17 protein-coding genes are annotated in these 19,960 nt (G+C 32.8%); 4 read left to right on the forward strand and 13 right to left on the reverse strand.

Annotation, left to right across the window (positions count from 1 at the left end; all coding sequences use genetic code 11):
• Positions 1-15: 15 nt before the first annotated feature.
• The 12 genes from IPJ23_15750 to IPJ23_15805 form a co-directional block, all read right to left on the reverse strand.
• Positions 16-1,641 carry a lamin tail domain-containing protein gene (locus IPJ23_15750; protein ID MBK7632124.1) on the reverse strand — a complete coding sequence of 542 codons (1,626 nt, stop codon included), beginning with the start codon at positions 1,639-1,641 and terminating at the stop codon, positions 16-18.
• A 262-nt stretch (positions 1,642-1,903) separates the two neighbouring features.
• Entirely contained in the window at positions 1,904-2,707 is an 804-nt protein-coding gene (locus tag IPJ23_15755) for a DUF3108 domain-containing protein (GenBank protein ID MBK7632125.1), read from the reverse strand.
• A 10-nt stretch (positions 2,708-2,717) separates the two neighbouring features.
• Complete coding sequence (locus IPJ23_15760) at positions 2,718-3,749, reverse strand: glycosyltransferase family 9 protein (protein MBK7632126.1); 1,032 nt, start codon at positions 3,747-3,749, stop codon at positions 2,718-2,720.
• Positions 3,746-4,357 (reverse strand): DNA-3-methyladenine glycosylase, encoded by a 612-nt coding sequence (locus IPJ23_15765; GenBank protein ID MBK7632127.1) that lies wholly within the window; start codon positions 4,355-4,357, stop codon positions 3,746-3,748. Before IPJ23_15765 ends, IPJ23_15760 begins: the two co-directional genes overlap by 4 nt.
• Before the next feature lie 42 nt (positions 4,358-4,399).
• On the reverse strand, positions 4,400-5,095 hold the full coding sequence (locus IPJ23_15770; protein ID MBK7632128.1) for a hypothetical protein: 696 nt from the start codon (positions 5,093-5,095) through the stop codon (positions 4,400-4,402).
• The gene (locus IPJ23_15775) at positions 5,095-6,552 is read right to left on the reverse strand and encodes a glycosyltransferase (GenBank protein ID MBK7632129.1); all 1,458 of its coding nucleotides are present in this window, start codon (positions 6,550-6,552) and stop codon (positions 5,095-5,097) included. The genes IPJ23_15770 and IPJ23_15775 overlap by 1 nt, the downstream gene beginning before the upstream one ends.
• 22 nt (positions 6,553-6,574) lie before the next feature.
• Entirely contained in the window at positions 6,575-7,108 is a 534-nt protein-coding gene (locus IPJ23_15780; protein MBK7632130.1) for a hypothetical protein, read from the reverse strand.
• Positions 7,098-8,207: a sigma-54-dependent Fis family transcriptional regulator gene (locus IPJ23_15785; protein ID MBK7632131.1), complete on the reverse strand. Its 1,110-nt coding sequence runs from the start codon at positions 8,205-8,207 to the stop codon at positions 7,098-7,100. Before IPJ23_15785 ends, IPJ23_15780 begins: the two co-directional genes overlap by 11 nt.
• 71 nt (positions 8,208-8,278) lie before the next feature.
• Complete coding sequence (locus IPJ23_15790; GenBank protein MBK7632132.1) at positions 8,279-9,064, reverse strand: ribonuclease Z; 786 nt, start codon at positions 9,062-9,064, stop codon at positions 8,279-8,281.
• Positions 9,061-9,774 carry an SPOR domain-containing protein gene (locus IPJ23_15795; protein ID MBK7632133.1) on the reverse strand — a complete coding sequence of 238 codons (714 nt, stop codon included), beginning with the start codon at positions 9,772-9,774 and terminating at the stop codon, positions 9,061-9,063. Before IPJ23_15795 ends, IPJ23_15790 begins: the two co-directional genes overlap by 4 nt.
• 45 nt (positions 9,775-9,819) lie before the next feature.
• Complete coding sequence (gene miaB / locus IPJ23_15800; protein ID MBK7632134.1) at positions 9,820-11,178, reverse strand: tRNA (N6-isopentenyl adenosine(37)-C2)-methylthiotransferase MiaB; 1,359 nt, start codon at positions 11,176-11,178, stop codon at positions 9,820-9,822.
• Positions 11,179-11,207: 29 nt separating this feature from the next.
• The gene (locus IPJ23_15805) at positions 11,208-11,366 is read right to left on the reverse strand and encodes a hypothetical protein (GenBank protein MBK7632135.1); all 159 of its coding nucleotides are present in this window, start codon (positions 11,364-11,366) and stop codon (positions 11,208-11,210) included.
• Positions 11,367-11,809: 443 nt separating this feature from the next.
• Between IPJ23_15805 and IPJ23_15810 the strand changes: the two genes are divergently transcribed.
• From IPJ23_15810 to IPJ23_15825, 4 genes are all read left to right on the forward strand, one after another.
• Complete coding sequence (locus tag IPJ23_15810) at positions 11,810-13,990, forward strand: T9SS type A sorting domain-containing protein (GenBank protein MBK7632136.1); 2,181 nt, start codon at positions 11,810-11,812, stop codon at positions 13,988-13,990.
• Positions 13,991-14,324: 334 nt separating this feature from the next.
• Entirely contained in the window at positions 14,325-15,575 is a 1,251-nt protein-coding gene (locus tag IPJ23_15815) for a T9SS type A sorting domain-containing protein (GenBank protein ID MBK7632137.1), read from the forward strand.
• 249 nt (positions 15,576-15,824) lie between these two features.
• Positions 15,825-17,567 (forward strand): choice-of-anchor J domain-containing protein, encoded by a 1,743-nt coding sequence (locus tag IPJ23_15820; protein MBK7632138.1) that lies wholly within the window; start codon positions 15,825-15,827, stop codon positions 17,565-17,567.
• 100 nt (positions 17,568-17,667) lie between these two features.
• On the forward strand, positions 17,668-18,585 hold the full coding sequence (locus IPJ23_15825) for a TIGR01777 family protein (GenBank protein MBK7632139.1): 918 nt from the start codon (positions 17,668-17,670) through the stop codon (positions 18,583-18,585).
• A 41-nt stretch (positions 18,586-18,626) separates the two neighbouring features.
• On the opposite strand, the gene IPJ23_15830 is transcribed toward IPJ23_15825, so the two are convergent.
• On the reverse strand, positions 18,627-19,955 hold the full coding sequence (locus IPJ23_15830; GenBank protein MBK7632140.1) for an adenosylhomocysteinase: 1,329 nt from the start codon (positions 19,953-19,955) through the stop codon (positions 18,627-18,629).
• Positions 19,956-19,960 lie beyond the last annotated feature (5 nt).

Raw genomic sequence — 19,960 nt, forward strand, 5'->3', positions numbered from 1 at the left:
AATACCTTCCTGAATTTACTTTATTATCAACAAATGAATAATCTTTGGTGAGTTTGAATTACCATTACCTTCAACAAAACCAATCTTTTCCCAATTATTCTTTACAACAGAACGCTCAACATCAAATCCATAGTTGTTAACTTCAGTTGCTGTATTCCAGCTTAACTTAACAGTTGAACCAATTGTTGTTGCTGAGAAGGATGTAAGTTCTACAGGAAGCGAAGGATTCCCTAAATCTGTAAAATCATCTATGTTAAAAGTATTCCACTCGGTTGCAGGATCAAATACATCAAAACCATTTCTATCACCAATAGCAATAAGATTTTGACGTCTCAAAGTATGATCTAGTGTCGTATTTTGTTCTGTGCCCCAAAAAGTACCTGGATCAAAACCAATTTGACCAACTACATCAAGTATATTACCTGAAGCACCGCCAACGCGCAGAACAAGAGCATCATCACCATTAAATGTTAATGAGCTGCTAGTCTGATCTGCTAATCCCAACAATGTTGTACCAGCACTGGAATTAGCTAAAACAAAAACCTCTTCGCTTAATAAAGTTCCAGTAAGGGCAATAGTATTAGTGACTGAGCTGGAACCATTTGCATAGATCAGTACTACATAATTGCCGGCAGTGAGATCAACATCGCTACCCGAAATATTAATAATTTCAACTGCTTTATTATTGCTTGAACCTTCTACATATTCAGAAAAGAATAAATTTGGTAAGACGCCTGTTATACTGCCATTACATGTAACATTGAGCGTAACACTGCCACCACCAGCATTTGTAATATCTTCATTATCATAGGTACCTGCCGCTAACCCAGCAATCAATCTAACGTGAATATCAGTAGCTGTTCCATCATATGCTGTTAAAGTAATTTCACTTGTGAAAGTTGCATCGTCCAGGGATATCTCATAGTCAGCAGGTGCTGTTACTGTAACATCACTTCCGTCCAAGTCTGTTCCAGTTAAAGTATAAAGCTGTGAAGTTGAAGGACCATTACCAAATACATAGCTTAGTGAATTTAAGGAAGAAACTGATGAAGATAGTAGTGGTACTGCTGCACTTCCAGGTGCAAGTCCAAAACCAGTAATATCAGCAGCAGGATTTGTACTTACTACTTCAAATCTTAAACTTGGATCAGACCAACCTACTACGTTACCAGTAGTAATTCCACTTAAAAGTTGTATGTTTTGGTTTGCAGTTGAAACCGTGCCACCTGTCCATGCTGTTCCTGGATCGACGCCAGGTGTACCAAATATATCTGTTGTAGTACCACCATATACCAAAGCCAATGCATCATCGCCATTAAATGTAAAAGCAAATGTATAAAATGCCGCACCATTGCCAACAGCAGTTGCCTGCATATCTGTTGTTCCAATTACAAGTACAGCTCCAGGGGCTAGTGTTCCTGAACTTATAGTATATAGTGTAGCTAAAGCAGCTCCATTTGTTCCCTGTCGTACTACTAAATTATTTGTTGAAAAATCTAATGTTGATGTAGTATTATTCCAGACTTCAATGCCTTTAGGAACAGAACCAGAATTAGTCTCAACATACTGACTAATTATTTGGGAAAAAGAAAATGAAGAAAAAAATAAAATTGTTACAATCAGTAACCCAAATTTTTTCATAGTGAACCCTCGTGAATAAATAAATTGTGAAATAATTTAATTAAAAGTCGTATGTAAGAAAGTAAGATGGTTTTACGGTTTGCATAGCGTGTAAAACCAAATTCCCGAGTCCAAAGTAAATAAAGAGAGCTAATTAATCCACCATTGGTAAATTAATTATTTGTTAATAATGTAATTTGTTGTTTGCGGACAAATAATTAAACACAAGTTGAATCCCACTCCTGCCTACCGAAGGCAGGTTCGCGGGAATGACAAAAATACATTACTTTCTTTTTGAGGTTAATTTTCCGTAAACACCGCTGTATCCTGTTAAATCAGAATTGATAGAGCCAACAACTACTTTTGTTTTAACTCGTACAGGAATTTTTGCTTCATCGTTTGTTAACCAGATCATTATGCTGCCTTCGTTTTTGAACAATCCGCCTTCCTGCACCAATGGTTCAACAATTATGCAATCAAATTTTCCAGCTTCAACTTCAATGGTTTCTTTGCCGTGATAAACTACATCAAGATCGTAAACTTTATCTTTATAAAAATTCTTTAATGGAATTCTATCGCCAACTTTTAATCCTGAGTAATCCAAAGTTCTTGCATAAAAGAATGCCGAAACAATATCATTTACATATTTAGGAATATCAAACTCGCCGCCGCTGGTTTTTGCTTTACCTTTTCTTTGATCAAAGAAAGCAGAAAAATCTCTTGAGTAATTTCCTTCTCGAATGTGCTGTTCAAATCTCCAGGGAAAAATTCCTTCTACATCAATATAGGTTTCGTATCTATCACGAACTTTAAAGAAGTTATCAAAAGTTGAAACAGTGTTAACTTCAAAAGTTACGTGGTACGCTTCTCTGCCTGATATTTTTTTAATTTTTGGTATTTCAAAAGATGCTACTCCTGCTGTTACAAAACCATATTTAACATCAAATGTAAGTTTTTCACCTTCACGAAAAGCATTGTTTTCAATTTTACGGAATTCATCTTTTTTCTGTGCTACAGCTGATGAAAGAGCAATCAAAGCTATAGACAAAATGATAATTAAAGTATTTATTTTAATAAAGGATTTCATTTACTACTCCTTAAAGTTTATTTAGAACATTTTTAATATCGTTATGCACTTTATTTATATTAATCGAATCCATACAATTTAATTTTTCACATTGTTCACGAGTACAATTTTTACAATCTATGTTTGGCTCGTACACAAGTTTTTTATTTGTGTAAGGCGCCCAACGCTCTTTTGAGCATGAAACTATTTTGGGATAAAACCCCACTGCATATTTTCCTAGTGCCGCCGCAATGTGTATCGGTCCAGTTGAGTTTGAAATAAACATAACTGATTTACTAATCAAGGCAGTTAGTTCATCAAGATTAAATTTACCTGCAAAGTTTTTTGCCTTACCCGATGATTTTATTTTCTCACAAAGTTCAACTTCGTTTTTATTTCCTGTTAAGATGATCTGAACATTATCTTCATCAAGTTTTTTTACAAGCTCTGAAAATTTATTTATCGACAAATCAATAGAGCTTCCACCGCTGCCGGGATGAACAATAACAATTGGTTTTTGTAAATCTATTTTTTCATCCAATAAAATCTTAATAATGTTTTGTTGTAATTGTTCATCTACTCTTAAATCATAACTAACATTTTTTTCATCAACATTATTCTTGATGCTTAATTTTTCAAGAAGATTAACATTGTATTCAAGTTCGTGTCGTTCAGCATTTTTTCTGTGTTCATAAACTTTTTGATTAAATAGAAAAGAATACCATCTATAGCCAGTTCCGATTCTATTTTTTATTCCACTTAAAAACATAATTAACGAAGGAATAAAAATGGGACGAACAACAATACAAGTATCGAACTTTTTTGATCTTATAAGTTTTAAGTTATCAAATAGCTCAAACTTGCCATCGGATTCATTAAGAACAATTACTTCATCAATAAAAGGATGATTGTAAACAATATTTTTTGTGTATTCACGAACTAAAAATGACACTTTACAATTTGGATATTGTTTTTTAATTAAGCCAGCCAAGGGCAACGTTAAAACAAGATCACCGATTCTATCAGTTCTAACAATTAATATATTTTTTGGTTCAATAATCATCTTGATAAATACGGATTTCCAATTTCAAAAAATCTCCAAGGCAAACTAACAGATTTAGAAATTCCAATTCTTTTAGAAATTCCAATCATATTTTTTTTAAGTTTTGGTTGATCAACAATAAATATTGAGCTGTTTATCAGATCAGAACCAGAATGTATTTTATTAAAACCAAAAGCCTTACAAACTTTTCCAGGTCCGCTTGTTAGATTATAAATTTCTTTTTCCGATTTCAATTGTCTGCCAAATCTATTTTCAATCATTTTATCAATTCCAATTAATGGTTCAACAGCACGAATCAAAACCGCGGCACCATGATTTAGTTTCCCGGGAACAACATTACAACAAAAATGTGCGCCGTAAGTAAAGTAAACATAAAAATATCCGCCTTCATTAAACATAACTTCATTACGTTTTGTTTTGCCGTTAAATGAATGTGACGCTTTATCTACTTTTCCATCGTATGCTTCAACTTCAATAATTCTTCCAGCAAAAACCCGATTCCCATCTTTCTTAACTAGTACCTTACCAAGCAAGTCCTTTGCCACAGTAAGAACAGGGCGAATATAGAATTTTTTGGTTAAAATTGTGCTTTTAGTTGTATCAATCATAGTACAAAAGCGATAATAAAGTATGCAGGAAATGAAGAATGATTAAGCAATTAGTTTAGATTTTAATTCGGCAATTTTAGATTCAAAGTAACTCTCTTTTTCCGGATTTTTTTGTTTAAGCTTTTTATAAACATAAATAGCTTCTTTAAACTCACCTTGAGTAATATAGATTTTTGCAAGTGTTTCAGAAACTATAAAATCATTGTTTGAAAATGCTTTTGGTTTAGTTTCTGCAATTTTCTTTTTGGCATCATTAACGGTTTGAGTTGCGCCTTCAATTTCGGCAGTAAGTTTATTAAGTGTTTCTTCAATGCTTTCAGATGGTTTTTCTTTTTCTAAATTATTTTCCGGTTGAGGATTAATCATTGAAAAATTTTCTTTTGCAGAATCAGCCCAGCGAGAGACATTAAAAAGTTGTCTTTGTTTTTTTATTGCATCAATCTCACGCAAATAATAATCAAATGTTTTTGGCGAATGAATAAGCTCACTTCCCTTTTTAACAAACTTTAGTGCTTGTCCGTAATTTCCTTTTATAGTATGAGCTTTGCTTAGTAAAAAGTAAGCAGCGTAAAAATCAGGATGGTGAGTCAATCCATCACTTAAAATTTTAATTGCTTCATCAATATTATTTTTTTCAATTTCATTTTCTGCAACACGAGCGAACAACGGTGATTTATTATTGTACTCGTATATTAAACTTACTTTTTGATTAAATGCATCAAATGAATTAGTGCTCATTATATTTTCTTTGTTGCGTATGCATGTTTAATTGATGTATAAGCTATAAATGAAAATCCCATTGTAAACAAAACCTGGAAAGGAATAGAAGCAAGTTCCATAAAATAAATCGAAGACAACACACCGATAAAACAATAAACAGCAAGCACAGCTTCAACAAAAACAGAAAGTCCAAGTTTTTTATTTAGATATTTATTTCCAACAAAAGTATCTTTACCAGTTTCCTGTTTGAACTTTGGTGTACGTACAAATTCACTTTTTCTATTCATTAAGCCTTCAAACACAGCGCGGGAATTATTAACTGCAAGCCCCATACTTCCAGCCATAAACAACGGAAAGAGCACGATTCTCTTTCGCCAATCTGTGTGGATATCTTTTTGTGAATAAAGATAAAATAAAAATGAACTAACAAAAGCGAGAACGAATAAAGACATTATCGCAAAGTAAATTTCGTGCGCACCGCTGTTTTTAATAAAGATTAGTGGAACATTTAGAATTGCAGCAAGCAAAATAAACGGAAAAACTAAATTGTTTGTTAAATGAAAAGTTGATTGAAGTTTTACTCTCATTGGAACTTTAGATTTCCAAACTAAAGGAAGAATTTTTTTGGCTGTTTCAACAGCACCTTTCGTCCAGCGGAATTGTTGAGCTTTTAAAGCATTGATTTCAGAAGGTAACTCCGCAGGTGAAGTAAAATCCTTTAAGAAAACAAATCGCCAACCGATAAGCTGAGCGCGATAGCTTAAATCTAAATCCTCTGTAAGCGTATCAGCATGCCAGTTGCCTGCGTCTTCAATACATTTTTTTCTCCACACGCCGCCGGTTCCGTTAAAATTAATAAAGAAACCAGATTTGTTTCGAACGGTTTGTTCAATTACAAAATGTCCATCAAGCGCAAGTGCTTGCGCTTTTGTGATAATTGAATAATCGCCGTTTAAGTGTTCCCATCTTGATTGAACCATTCCAACTTTATCATCTGTAAAGTAAGAAAGCGTTTTTTTTAGAAATTCTTTTTGTGGAATAAAATCTGCATCAAAAATTGCGATGAACTCACCTTTAGCAATTTTCATTCCTTCTTTAAGTGCGCCTGCTTTATAACCTTCCCTCGACCCTCTTCTGATATGAACAATATCAAAACCTTCTTTTTGCTTTGCTTCAACAGCTTTTGCAACTATTGAAGTTGTTTCATCAGTAGAATCATCAAGAACCTGAATTTCCATTTTATCTTTTGGATAGTCAATCTCACAAACTGAATCAATTAATCTTTCGATCACATACATTTCGTTATAAAGCGGGAGTTGAATGGTAACCATTACATCATTTTTAAAATCTTTGTTTGGCTGTGGAATTTTATGACCATATTTTCTATGATAAAACATCATTACAAACCCATGCAATCCAAATAAAAACAGGATGGACAGTGAAGTAAAATATCCTATTAAAACTGCTTGTTCCATTAAAACTAACTTGCCTTTCTTTTTACCAACCAGAGACGGTATCTAACAAAATATCTTCACTAATAAGATCTAAAGCTTCTTCTATTGCGGTTTTTCTTCCTGCAATTGGATTACTTGATTGGTAATCACTATAATTTGAAAAAGTTTTTTCAAAAACAGTTGTACGCTTTACAAGATCGCGATAAATAACTCTAACTCCAATTGTAAGTCTTCTTGATGTAATGCTTTCACCTGCAGAAACAATTGCGGGCGCATCAGAAAGTGAAACTATTGAGCATTCTAAAAGTGCATTTGCAGATGTTCGTTCACCAACCTGCAAAGTATTATCATCAATAAATTTTTGAATTAATTTTTGTGTTAAACTTTCTCTTAAATTAGGCTCACCGGAACCGCTTCTGTCATCTGCAATCGGGATTGCAATTGTCTTTAAATGTTCCGGAACTGAAGCACCTGTAAAAGAATAGGCACAGCACCCGGTAAAATTAATTGCTGTTAATCCAACAAACAAAAATATTAAAATCGTAATTAAAATTATTTTATTTTTTTTATGATTCATTGATATCATATTCTTTTAATTTTCTGTACAAAGTTCTCTCGCTAATATTTAATAATCTTGCAGCTTTACGTTTACTTCCTTTTGTTTTATCCAATGCTTTTACGATAGCATCTTTTTCCAGATCTCTGATTGATAAAACATCATCAACGTTTTCTTTCCGATTAAAATCTTCAACATTAAAGCGATGAGTTATTATATCTTTTAATTCCATTATATCTTTTTTGATTTCAAAAAGCGCACGATACATTAATTCTCTGTCTGCATCTTCGGGAGATTTTCTTAAGAAAACCGGTAAATTTCTTTGTTCATCAAAATCAACATAATCTGATCTTAATTCTAAAAACATATCTTCGCTTAATGTCTTTCCCCTATTTAATGCAATTGCAGTTTCGATAGTGTTTTTTAACTCGCGGATGTTGCCGGGCCAGGTATAATTTTTTAAAATCTCAATTGTGCCTTCAGTGATAATTGGAAACTCAACATTATTATTTTCGCAATAGATTTTAGCAAAATGTTTTGCAAGTTCTTCAATATCATTTTTTCTCTTTCTCAGCGGTGGAATATTTATTGAAACGGCTTTTAATCTAAAAAATAAATCTTCTCTAAATCTTCTTGTATCAACTTCGCGCTGTAAATCTTTATTTGTAGCAGCAATAATTCTAACATCAACTTTGCTAACTGTTTCTGCGCCAAGCTTCATAAATTCTTTTGTCTCGATTGCGCGTAAAAGTTTTACTTGTGTTGTTAACGGAAGCTCGCCAATCTCATCTAAAAATAGTGTGCTGTTATCTGCAATTTCAAAATAACCTTTGCGTGATTCAACTGCGCCGGTAAACGAACCTTTTTTGTGTCCGAATAATTCGCTTTCAATGATGCCTTCGGGAATTGCACCACAGTTTACGGAAATCATAGGTTTGTTGGAGCGGTTGCTAAAATCGTGAATAGCTTTTGCAAAAACTTCTTTTCCAACTCCGCTCTCACCATAAATTAAAACAGAAATATCAGATTGCGCAACTTGCATGATAATATCAACCAAATCATTAATTTCTTTTGATTTGCCGATTATTCCATTTCTATTTTTAAACTCTTCTCTTGTCATCTGTTGGATTTAATTTTTGTCTGCCATTTTGTAAAAATTGTGTGCCAAATATAGCAAAATGAAAGAATTTATTAAAGGCAGTCTGAATTGTAATGTTTTAGCTCAAGTCCATCAAAAGCTAAAATAAAGCGAGATTTTAAATGATTTGCTATAGATTCCAAATATTTTTCAAATTGGATTTCAAAATTATCCGGAACATGAGTTAAAACAATTTTTTGCAGATTTAATTTTTCAAAGATTTCAATCAAGTTTTCAAATTTAACGTGAGTTATTTCAGCGATTAACCAATCAACTTTTTGATTAAAAAGATATAAATCTTTTTCACTTCCAATATCGCCGGTGTAAATACAAGAATTTTCATCATCTTTAAAAAGAAAACTTAATGATATAAAACTTATGTTATTTTTTAATTCATCGGTTTGATATTTATCCAGATGTGAATTCAATTTTGAGGTTAAACAAAAATCATCAATTAGTATGATTTCTTTTTCTTCATCAAAAGGAATAACATTTAATTTAAAATTCATTCGCTCTTTAAATAAATAAGAATGATAAATAAAATCTTCAATAAAATCTTTGTTAGATGAATGAACAAAAATAGAAAGTTCTTTTTTACGTTCGCCTAATTTCATTTGTGTTATCAAAGAAGGTAATCCGGAGTAATGATCCGGATGAAGATGTGAAATTAAAATTGCATCAATAATATTATAATTAATATTTTGAGTTAGAATTGCTTGCGAAACCCCATCACCGCAATCAACCAATAAATTATAATTCTTAGATGTGATTAAAAGAGATGAGTGAAAGCGTGCTAAAGAAGTAAAACCTGAGCCTGTGCCAATGAACTTAATCTTCACTGATTTATCTCAACAACTCGTCCTGCAATTCTAAATCGTGCATCTGCAATAGGAAGAAAATCTTCAGCTTCTTTTCTAGTTTCAAATTTGCCGAGGTAAACGACATTAAAAACTGTGCCCGCAACATTTTTTTCTTTTATAAAAGAAAACATTCCAACCGATTCAATTTCTTTTTTAAGTGCGGCTGCATTCGCAGCATTTGTAAAAGCTCCCGCTTGAACAGAATACAAATTAACTTTATCGTTATCATTCTTTGTAACTGTAGATTCGTTATTCCCTTGATTGGATTCCTCAACATCGTTTTTAACAACGTTTGCAGAAGCCATTTTTATGTAAGGCGATTCCGGATAATCTTTTTTTAGCTTCTCTAAATTTTTATCCGCTGTATTGTATAATCCGAGCGCGAAATAGTACGAGTAAATTCTATAAAGCGCTGCATCAGCATAACTGCTTTTGGGAAATTTTTCAAGAAGTGTTTGATAAAGCACAACTGCGTCTTGTCCGTTTTCAGTTAGAACACCTTCAAGAAAAATTAGGTTTGCACTTTTAGTATAATCTGTTTTTAAATCGAGTAGTTTACCTTTTACTTCTTCAAGTTTTCCTTGTTCAATCATTTTTAGATACGGAACAATATCAACTTCTTGAGCAAAAATCTGTGAGGTAAACAGAAAAGGAAAAAAGAAAAGAATTATTGAAAAGTGTTTTTTCATAAAAGTATAACAAACTAAAAAATGTTTAATTGCAAATTAGTTTGTTTAAGCTGTAAGCGCAATACCATCTTTTAACGGTTCGATGTGTGAAAGATATTCGCCAAATAACGTGCCCGAAGTAGCTTTATTGATTTTAACCTTAATGTAATTTCCGTTTTTAATTTTATCATTGATGGGAACTATTACTGTTTTATTTGTATCCGTTCTTCCTGCTACAAAATCATTAGATTTTTTACTGAATCCTTCGACCAGTATAATATCCTCGGTTCCAATTAATGCTTGATTTATTTCAAAAGAAATTTGCTGTTGAACATCAATAATCTCTTGCAATCTTTTTGATTTTACATCCTCAGGAACATCGTCTTCCATTCTATGAGCTTTCGTTCCTTCTCGAGGAGAATATTTAAACATATAAGCACCATCGTACCGAACTTGCTCCATCACTTCTAAAGTTGCTAAATGGTCTTCCCAGGTCTCTGTTGGAAATCCAGAAATTATATCTGTAGAAAAAGTTGCGCCAGGAATTATTTTTTTAGCCTTTTCAATCAAATTTAGATAATGCTCAACTGTGTAAGTTCTATTCATAAGCTCAAGAATTCTGTTTGAACCCGATTGGACAGGCAGATGAATGTAGTTGCAAAGATTTGGATGTTCTGCAATTGTGTATAAAAGCTTATCAGAAATATCCTGCGGATGCGATGTACTAAATCTAATCCTCATTCTTCTATCAACTTTTGCAGCAGCAGATAGTAAATCCGCAAAATCTCCACCACCATTATCCTCATCAATATACGAGTTAACATTTTGCCCAAGCAATGTTACATCTTTAAATCCACGAACTGAAAGATTTTCTAACTCCGTTATAATTGACTGAAGTGAACGACTTCGTTCTCTGCCGCGAGTAAATGGAACTACACAGAAAGTACAAAACTTATCACAGCCGCGCATAACGGAAATCCATGCAGAAAGTCCGTCTTCTCTGTGAGGCTCAATATCATCATATGTTTCTGTGCGAGAAAGTTTAACACCAATTCCCTTATCACCGTTCAATGCAACATCAATATATTCAGGCAATCTTCTGTATTCATCTGGACCCACAACTAAATCAACAGCTTTTTTATCTTCAACTAAATCTTTGCGTAAACGCTCTGCCATGCATCCTAGAATACCAAGCACAAGTGTTGGATTATTTTCTTTAAGCGTTTTTAAATTTCCAATTCTGCCATAAATTCTTTGTTCTGCATTCTCTCTAATGCTGCAAGTATTAAGTAAAACAACATCAGCTTTTTTAGGGTTATCTGTAACATCGTAACCTTGTTTTTTTAAAATACCGAGTACAATCTCGGTATCAGCAAGATTCATCTGGCAGCCATACGTTTCTATGTATACATTATTTTTTTGCATAAAATTTTTAAATCATTGTGGAAAGGAAATCAGGAAACTGTCATAAAGCAAAGTGCAAGATTTAAATGTAGAAAAACAACAACATAAAAAGCTATTGTAAAAACTTTATCTTTTCTTTTTCTCTCTTCAATAAGATTATTGTTATCATCTAATTTGGTTTTTTCTTCTATTTTAACAAATCCGAACATCTAGTCCCACTATAAAATTAAACAAATATTAAAGATAAAATAAGTATAAGTTTTAATAAAAAATATGGTTTAATCGATCTTACTTCGATAAGAAATTTATATCATTTCAACTTTTATCGATTTGGTGAATTTTATTATCGATAAAAAAAGAATTTTCTTTAGTTATAATAAAGTGAATTTCAAATTATTTTATTACACATGAAGCTGATATAAAAATTTATTACATCGGCATTTTTTACGTTATATTTTGTTTGGCAACTATTTCGTAAACTAATTATTTCTCATCTTTTTTCTTAAGTAAATAGCGTAACCTAGTTAATTTTAGTAAGTTATAATGAATAAATAGTTTGTTTAATTCAAAGACTTTACTTATTTATGGGTAAAAAGTTGGGCATTTTATTTGAATCCTAACTGTGTTTCTGAAAAAAATTAAGGATACGATTATGCAAAAGATTTACATCTTTTATTTGAGTTTTATATTAACAATATTATTTACAACATTAGCATTAAGTCAAACAATTGTTTTTCAAGACAATTTTGATACTTACACAGCAGGACAACAAATAGCTTGTCAAAGTGCTGGTATTTGGCAAACTTGGACTAATAATCCATGCAGTGCAACAGAGGATGCATATATCTCTAATGTTTATTCATTTAGTGGTACCAATTCAATTCTAATAAAGCAAAATAATGATGTAGTAAGGGATCATGGTTTATTATTAAATGGTGTGGCTGAGATAAACTTTCAGGTTTTTATACCGGCTGGTAAAGCCGGATATTTTAATACTCTGGCTAATTTTGCACCACCAACGTATGTATGGGCAATGCAAGTTTTTTTCAATTCACCTGGGACAGGAACATTAGATGCAGCAGGAGCAAATGCAGCAGCATTTAGTTATCCACAAAATATGTGGTTCCCAGTAAAAGTAGTTGCAGATTTGGTTGCAGATAGAGGAGAATTTTGGATTAATGGCTCGTTAATACATTCCTGGCAATATTCAAAAGGAACTTTCGGTTCACCTACAATTGCAATGTCATTGGATGGAACTGATTTTTATGGATACACTATAAATGATGAAATGTATATTGATGATTACAACATTGTGTACACTCCTATCGCTTCAAACAAAATATCAAGTACAACAACCGGCGGTAATTGGAGTTCCGGAAGCACTTGGGTTGGGGAAAGTATCCCAGATCAAAATAGAGATGTGGAAATTGTTGCTGGAGCTACTGTAACATTAACTGCTAACACTAATAGAAATGGAAGAACAATTGTAAATGGAAATTTAGATTGCGGGATCTTTAATATCACTGGGACTGGTCATTTTGTACTTTCAGCTTATGCAACCTTACGAACAGCCTCCTCAGCAGGAATAAATTCAACAGGAGCTTTAGGAAATATTCAAGTTACAGGTTCGCGAACTTTTAATCAGTATGCAAATTATGTGTATAACGGCACTAACACTCAAGTTACTGGTGATGGTTTACCTCAATCCGTAAAAAGTTTATCAATAAATAATTCGACTGGTGTTACATTAATTAATAATACTTCAGTTTTCGGAACACTAAATCTGAATAATGGAAATCTATTTACAAATTCGAATATATTATCCCTTGGCACAAGTGTAACAAATTTAGGAGTTCTAAATTCTTCTTTCGGTAGTGTTGTAGGAAATTTTAATAGATGGATTTCAAACTCTTCAAGTATTTTATTTCCTGTTGGAACTTCACCAACAAAATACACTCCAGTAACTCTTGGTAATGTTGTTGGAAGTGGAACATTTTCTGTAAGCGCCATTGCAGGTATTCATCCAACAATCCTCAATCCAAATTTTTTGCAAATGTATTGGAAGCTTACCAGCTTTGGAATTACATCTACTGATATTACATTTAATTATTTAGATTCAGATGTTGTTGGCGATGAAAATCAATATTCCTTGTTTAAGTATGATGGAAACTGGTTGCCTTATTCCCCTATCACTTTAAATACAACGGCCAATACTGTAACTATTGTTGGAGTAAGTTCCTTTTCAGATTGGACTTTAGGAATTGATGACCCGCTTCCAGTTGAACTTTCATTATTCTCAGCTACAACAATTGGCTCAACTGTTAAGTTAAGCTGGCAAACTGCAACAGAAATTAATAACTATGGATTTGATGTTGAACGTTCGGCTGTGAAAGGTAATTGGGAGAAGATAGGTTTTGTTAATGGTAATGGAAATTCAAACTCAGCAAAAAATTATTCTTTTATTGATGATAAAATTTCAGCAGGAAAATATTCATACAGATTAAAACAGATCGATAATGATGGACAATTTGAATACTCAAAAATAATTGAAGTTGATTTTAATTGTGTAAATAAATTTGAGCTAAGTCAGAATTTTCCAAATCCGTTTAATCCTACTACAACAATTAATTTTAATCTGCCACAAGCAGGAATGGTAAGGCTAACACTCTATAACATACTTGGACAGGAAATAAGAAAACTTGTAAATGAGTATAGTGAAGCAGGCACACACACAGTAAACTTCAACGCAAACGATCTTAACAGTGGAATGTACATTTACAAAATAGAAGCTAATGGCTTAACACAGACAAGAAAAATGACGCTGGCTAAATAGTCATTATAAAAATTTACACAGAAGTCATTCAGTGTGTCCTTCCTAAAAAAAGCTCAGGTAACTGAGCTTATTTTTCAAAACTTCAAGTTATAGTCCCAAATCAAATCCTTTATTAGTATCAATTAATGGCATTTATCAAAAAAAGATTATTAAAATTCATAATGCCATTAAAAATCCACATTTATAGCCTAAGATCGCAGCGAAGCAAAGACAAACAAATTTTGATTAATCCTAAATACTTTCCAAAAACTTTCGATAATGTGTATAAATAGTAGTGCATTTTCTATGCAAAAAAAATTCAAATGAAATATTTACCAACAATAAAGGGGTTTTTATGAAAAACTCATTTTACATTTTTTTATTAATAATTTTAATTACAAGTCTTTCATTTTCACAGAACATTTGGATAAATGAATTTAGCTACAACTGTGCTGATGACGGCGATGAGTTTGTTGAAATTGTTGCTCCCGTTGGGACAGACATGAGTACTTATGCAATTGTATTTTATGTTTTAGAAGGCGAGGCTTACAATGCAAATGCTTACGCTCAATTAAATGGAAATATTACAAGCACAAATTCCGATAATGGAAAAGGATTTTTTGTTGTTACTACAAATAACAGCAATTTATTAAATATTTATAATCCTATCCCAAGTGGAATTGTTACTCAAACCGTTATGAACGAAATGGGACTTACAAATGAAACTGGTGGAATTTTGTTAGTCAATCACTCGACTGGAGAGATTATTCATGGTGTTTGTTATGAATTACCAGTTTCAAGCGAATTACCAACAGTGGTTTATAATAAATTAAATGAAGATCCACAGTGGGAGGAAAAAGATTTTAATTTAGTTAAAAGTCCGTTAGATGCTGTACGTTTGCCTTTGATTGATGATGGAAATTCTTTTCCAACCGGAAGCATTTCTATGATAGGTACTGGTTTCTCACATGTTTGGACAACAACTGCAGGTAGCACTCGTAGCAGTATTAGTACTCCTGGAGCATTAAATTATAGTCAAGGGGCCTTACCAGTTGAGCTTTCTTCATTTATTGCAACTGTATTAGCAAGCGCTGTTAAACTAAGCTGGAGAACTGAAACTGAAGTGAACAACTTTGGATTTGATATTGAAAGAAAATCAGCAATAGGAAGCTGGGAAAAAATTAACTTTGTAAATGGTTGCGGAAACTCAAACTCACCAAAATATTATTCATTTGTAGATATGAGTATAAGGAATGGAAATTACTCATACCGATTAAAACAAATAGATAGCGATGGAAAATTTGCGTATTCAAATGTTGTCGAGATTACATTCAGTAATTCGTTGGACTATTCTTTGAATCAAAACTACCCGAACCCTTTTAATCCAAGCACAAAAATTAATTTTACTTTGCCTCAATCAGGATTTGTAAAATTAACAGTTTATAATTTACTAGGTCAGCAGATTAAAACTCTTATAAATGAGTTTAAAGAATCAGGATTACATTCAATAAATTTTAATGCAAGCGATTTAAATAGCGGAATCTATATCTATAAACTTGAATCAAATAATTTTACCCAAACAAGAAAAATGACACTAATTAAATAAAAATTCGCTCTTCTAAATTCGTTAAAAGTCCCAATATCTATTGGGACTTTTTTTATTTCTACAAAAATCTGTCCAATTCTATGCTGTTTACAGCCCCAGAGCTTTTTCTAAAACACCCATTAGTTTTAAAACTATTAGATTAAGAAATGATTAAAATTCCTTATTTACTTCACATTGAATAAATGTTTTACTATTTTTTAGTTAAAATAATTCTAATAAATAATTTCATAACTATATTTGAGGTTGATCATGCAAAAAACGCTCTACACACTTTTATTTTCAGTTTTCGTCTTAACTGTGTTAATAAATGCACAGGATAGTAGAACAAATCAAGAAAATTACAGAAATACACCAATATCTCACATCCCAAGTGAAGCAGTTTTATTTATGGATGATATGAACGGCGATAATACTCTGACTGGTATTCAAGCCAGAGGCTGGACATTCGATGATGTTGATGGAGCCGGAACAACAACAGTATTCCAAGGAAATGCTGCAGCAGTTTTTCCATCCTATGAAGGTCCTGATACTGGTTATGTTGGCCAAAATTACAATGGTGCTTTTGGCGGCGGACTTTTAATTGATCAATGGTTGATATCTCCTCCAATAGCAGTTACAGCTGGCGATACACTTAAATTTTGGCATCGTTCACCTGATGCTAGTATTTATCCTGACCCACTTCAAGTATGGGTTTCCACAACAGGTGGTACAAGCCATACGGATTTTGATGTTCAATTAAGTTCATTTAATAGTTCAACAGCAGGTTGGCAACAATATGTTGGCAACTTCACTACAACTGGAACTGTTACATTTGCAGTTAGATATTACACTACAAGCGGTGGGCCTTCTGGTTCACAATCTGATTATGTTGGTTTAGATTTATTTGAAGTTGTTGGAGTAGCAGGCGGAGCTTCAGATTTATACATCTCTGAATACTTAGAAGGTTCAAGCAATAATAAAGCTATGGAACTATATAATCCAACAAACGCTCCTATTGATTTGTCAAATTATAGATTAGTTAGAGCTAATAATGGCGCAGATTCAATTCAATATGTACAACCTCTCAATGGTATGTTAGCTGCTGGTGATGTTTATGTAGTAGCAAATCCAAGTGCTAATCCACTAATCTTGGCAGTTGCTGATCTTGATACCGGTGCAATTACTTTTTATAACGGCGATGATTATATGGCATTGGAAAAAGATGTTGCTATGGTTTGGACACCTATAGATGTAATTGGCATATTAGGAGTGGACCCAGGAACTAACTGGTTAGTAGCTGGTGTTCCTGGAACTTCAGAAAAAACCTTAGTAAGAAAACCAAATGTTTTAAAGGGTAACACTGACTGGGCTGCCTCTGCTGGAACAGATTCTCTTGATTCAGAATGGTTAGTTTATCCGCAAGATACTTTTACTTTTCTTGGAAATCACGTTGTACCTGTTGAATTAACATCGTTTGCTGCTGCTGTAAGTGGTAACACCGTTAATCTTAACTGGACAACGGCAACTGAATTGAACAATTCCGGATTTGAAGTTGAAAGAAAATTAAATTCGGGTGCATGGACGAAGATTAGCTTTGTTGCAGGTTTTGGAACAACTACTGAACAAAAAAGTTATTATTTCACAGATGATAATCTAACAGTCGGTAAATACAGCTATAGATTAAAACAAGTTGATTTTGATGGAACATTTGAATATTCAAACGTAATTGAAGCTGAAATTATTGCTGTTGATAAATTTGAATTATCACAAAATTATCCAAATCCATTTAACCCAACTACAACAATCAAATTTAATTTACCAGAAGCTGGTAATGTTAAACTCGCAGTTTATAATTTGTTAGGACAGGAAGTTAAAACTCTTGTTAGTGGATTTAAGGCTGCCGGTTCTTATTCAATTAACTTTGATGCAAAAAACCTTTCTAGTGGAATTTATATCTACAAGATTGAAGCTAACAACTTCACTCAAACAAGAAAGATGACTTTACTTAAATAGTAAATACTTTATTTTTGTTATAAAGCCCCGAATTTATTCGGGGCTTTTTTATTTTTGAACGAAATTTTTGTTTATTTGTTTAGTTTAAAAAGGATTGTTAATGTCTAAAAGGATAATTATTACGGGTGCTACCGGATTGGTTGGAAAAGAGATAGCCACCGCATTGATCCAACGTGGTGATGATATAATTATATTTAGCAGAAATACTGCAAAGGCAAAATCGATTTTTCCGATTGCAAAAGAATATGTTGAATGGGATTACCATAAACCTGAAAACTGGAAATCACATTTAGAAAATTCTAATGCTGTTGTTCATCTTGCCGGAACAAATCTTTTTGCTAAGAGGTGGAATAATGATTTTAAAAATGAGATTATCGAATCTAGACAAGCAAGCACAAAAAATCTTGTTGATGCAATTAAATCTTGTATTAAAAAGCCGGAAGTTTTTATATCGGCTTCTGGCATTGATTATTACGGTAATACTGTAGATAAATTAGTAGATGAAAATTACCCTGCAGGAAATGATTTTCTTGCAGATGTTTGCAAAATTTGGGAAAGTGAAGCCAAACAAGTTGAATCTGTTGGGGTGAGAAGTGTTCAGGTTCGTACAGGTTTGGTATTAAGTAAAGTAGATGGAGCTTTAAAACAAATGCTTCCACCATTTAAATTCTTCATCGGTGGACCGCTTGGCAATGGAAAACAATGGACATCGTGGTTGCACATTGATGATATTGTTGGAATTTATTTACATGCAATCGATAATGTAAATTTTAGCAATGCTGTAAATGCAGCTTCACCAAATCCTGTTACTATGAAAGAGTTTGCAAGTGCATTAGGTAAAGTCTTAATTCGTCCTTCTCTATTTCCTGTTCCTAAATTTGTTCTAAAATTAGTCGTGGGAGAAGCCGCTGAAGTTATTACAGCGAGTCACAAAGTGGAAGTTAAAAAATTATTAACAAGCGGTTATAAATTTAAGTTTGAAAATTTGGTTGGTGCTTTGCAAAACTTACTAAAATAGAAAAGGACTTGAAACTCAAGTCCTTTTCTATTTGCTTTATTTTAGTATCTGTAATAATCCGGTTTGAATGGACCTTCCACCGTTACACCAATGTATTTAGCTTGTTCCGAAGTCAATGAATCAAGCTCAACACCTATTTTCTTTAAGTGTAATCTTGCAACTTTTTCATCAAGATGCTTTGGCAAAGTATAAACTTTGTTTTCATATCTTTCAGGATGATTCCAAAGTTCTAATTGTGCAAGTGTTTGATTTGTGAACGAGTTTGACATTACAAAAGAAGGATGACCAGTTGCACAACCAAGATTTACTAATCTGCCTTCTGCAAGCACTAAAAGGTCTTTTCCATCAATTGTATATTTATCAACTTGTGGTTTGATAGTGTTCTTAGTGTTACCATAATTTTTATTCAACCAAGCCATGTCAATTTCAGTATCAAAGTGTCCGATGTTGCAAACAACAGCTTTATCCTTCAGCATTTTAAAGTGTTTTCCGTTAACCACATTCATATTACCTGTAGCGGTAACAACAATATCAGCTTCTTTAATTGCATCATCCATCTTTTTAACTTCATACCCTTCCATTGCTGCTTGTAATGCACAGATAGGATCAATCTCTGTAACGATTACTCTTACATTAGCATTTTTTAAAGATTCGGCTGAACCTTTGCCAACGTCACCAAAACCAGCAACAACAGCAACTTTACCTGCAAGCATTAAATCAGTTGCTCTGCGTATAGCATCTACTAAAGATTCACGGCATCCGTATTTATTATCAAATTTAGATTTTGTAACTGAATCATTAACATTTATAGCAGGAATTGGAAGAGTTCCATTTTGCATTCTTTCATACAAACGATGAACTCCGGTTGTTGTTTCTTCAGATAATCCTTTTATACCAACAGCTAACTCAGGATAATGATCAAATACCATATTTGTAAGATCACCGCCATCATCAAGAATCATGTTTAATGGTCTTGATTCATCACCAAAAAATAATGTTTGTTCAATACACCAATTAAATTCTTCTTCATTCATTCCTTTCCATGCAAACACGGGAACACCGGCAGCAGCAATTGCAGCGGCGGCATGATCTTGTGTGGAAAAGATATTACAAGATGACCATTTAACTTCTGCTCCAAGATCAACTAATGTTTCAATTAACACTGCTGTTTGAATTGTCATATGAAGACATCCAGCTATACGCGCATCTTTGAGTGGTTTCTTACCTTTAAACTCTTCTCGTAGAGCCATCAAACCTGGCATTTCTGCTTCAGCTAATTCTATTTCTTTTCTTCCCCACTCAGCCAGTGAAATATCTTTAACTTTATATTTTAAGGAGAAATCAATTTTCTTATCTAACACATCACTCATTTTTT

The organism is Ignavibacteriales bacterium (assembly GCA_016709765.1).
GTDB lineage: Bacteria > Bacteroidota > Ignavibacteria > Ignavibacteriales > Ignavibacteriaceae > IGN3.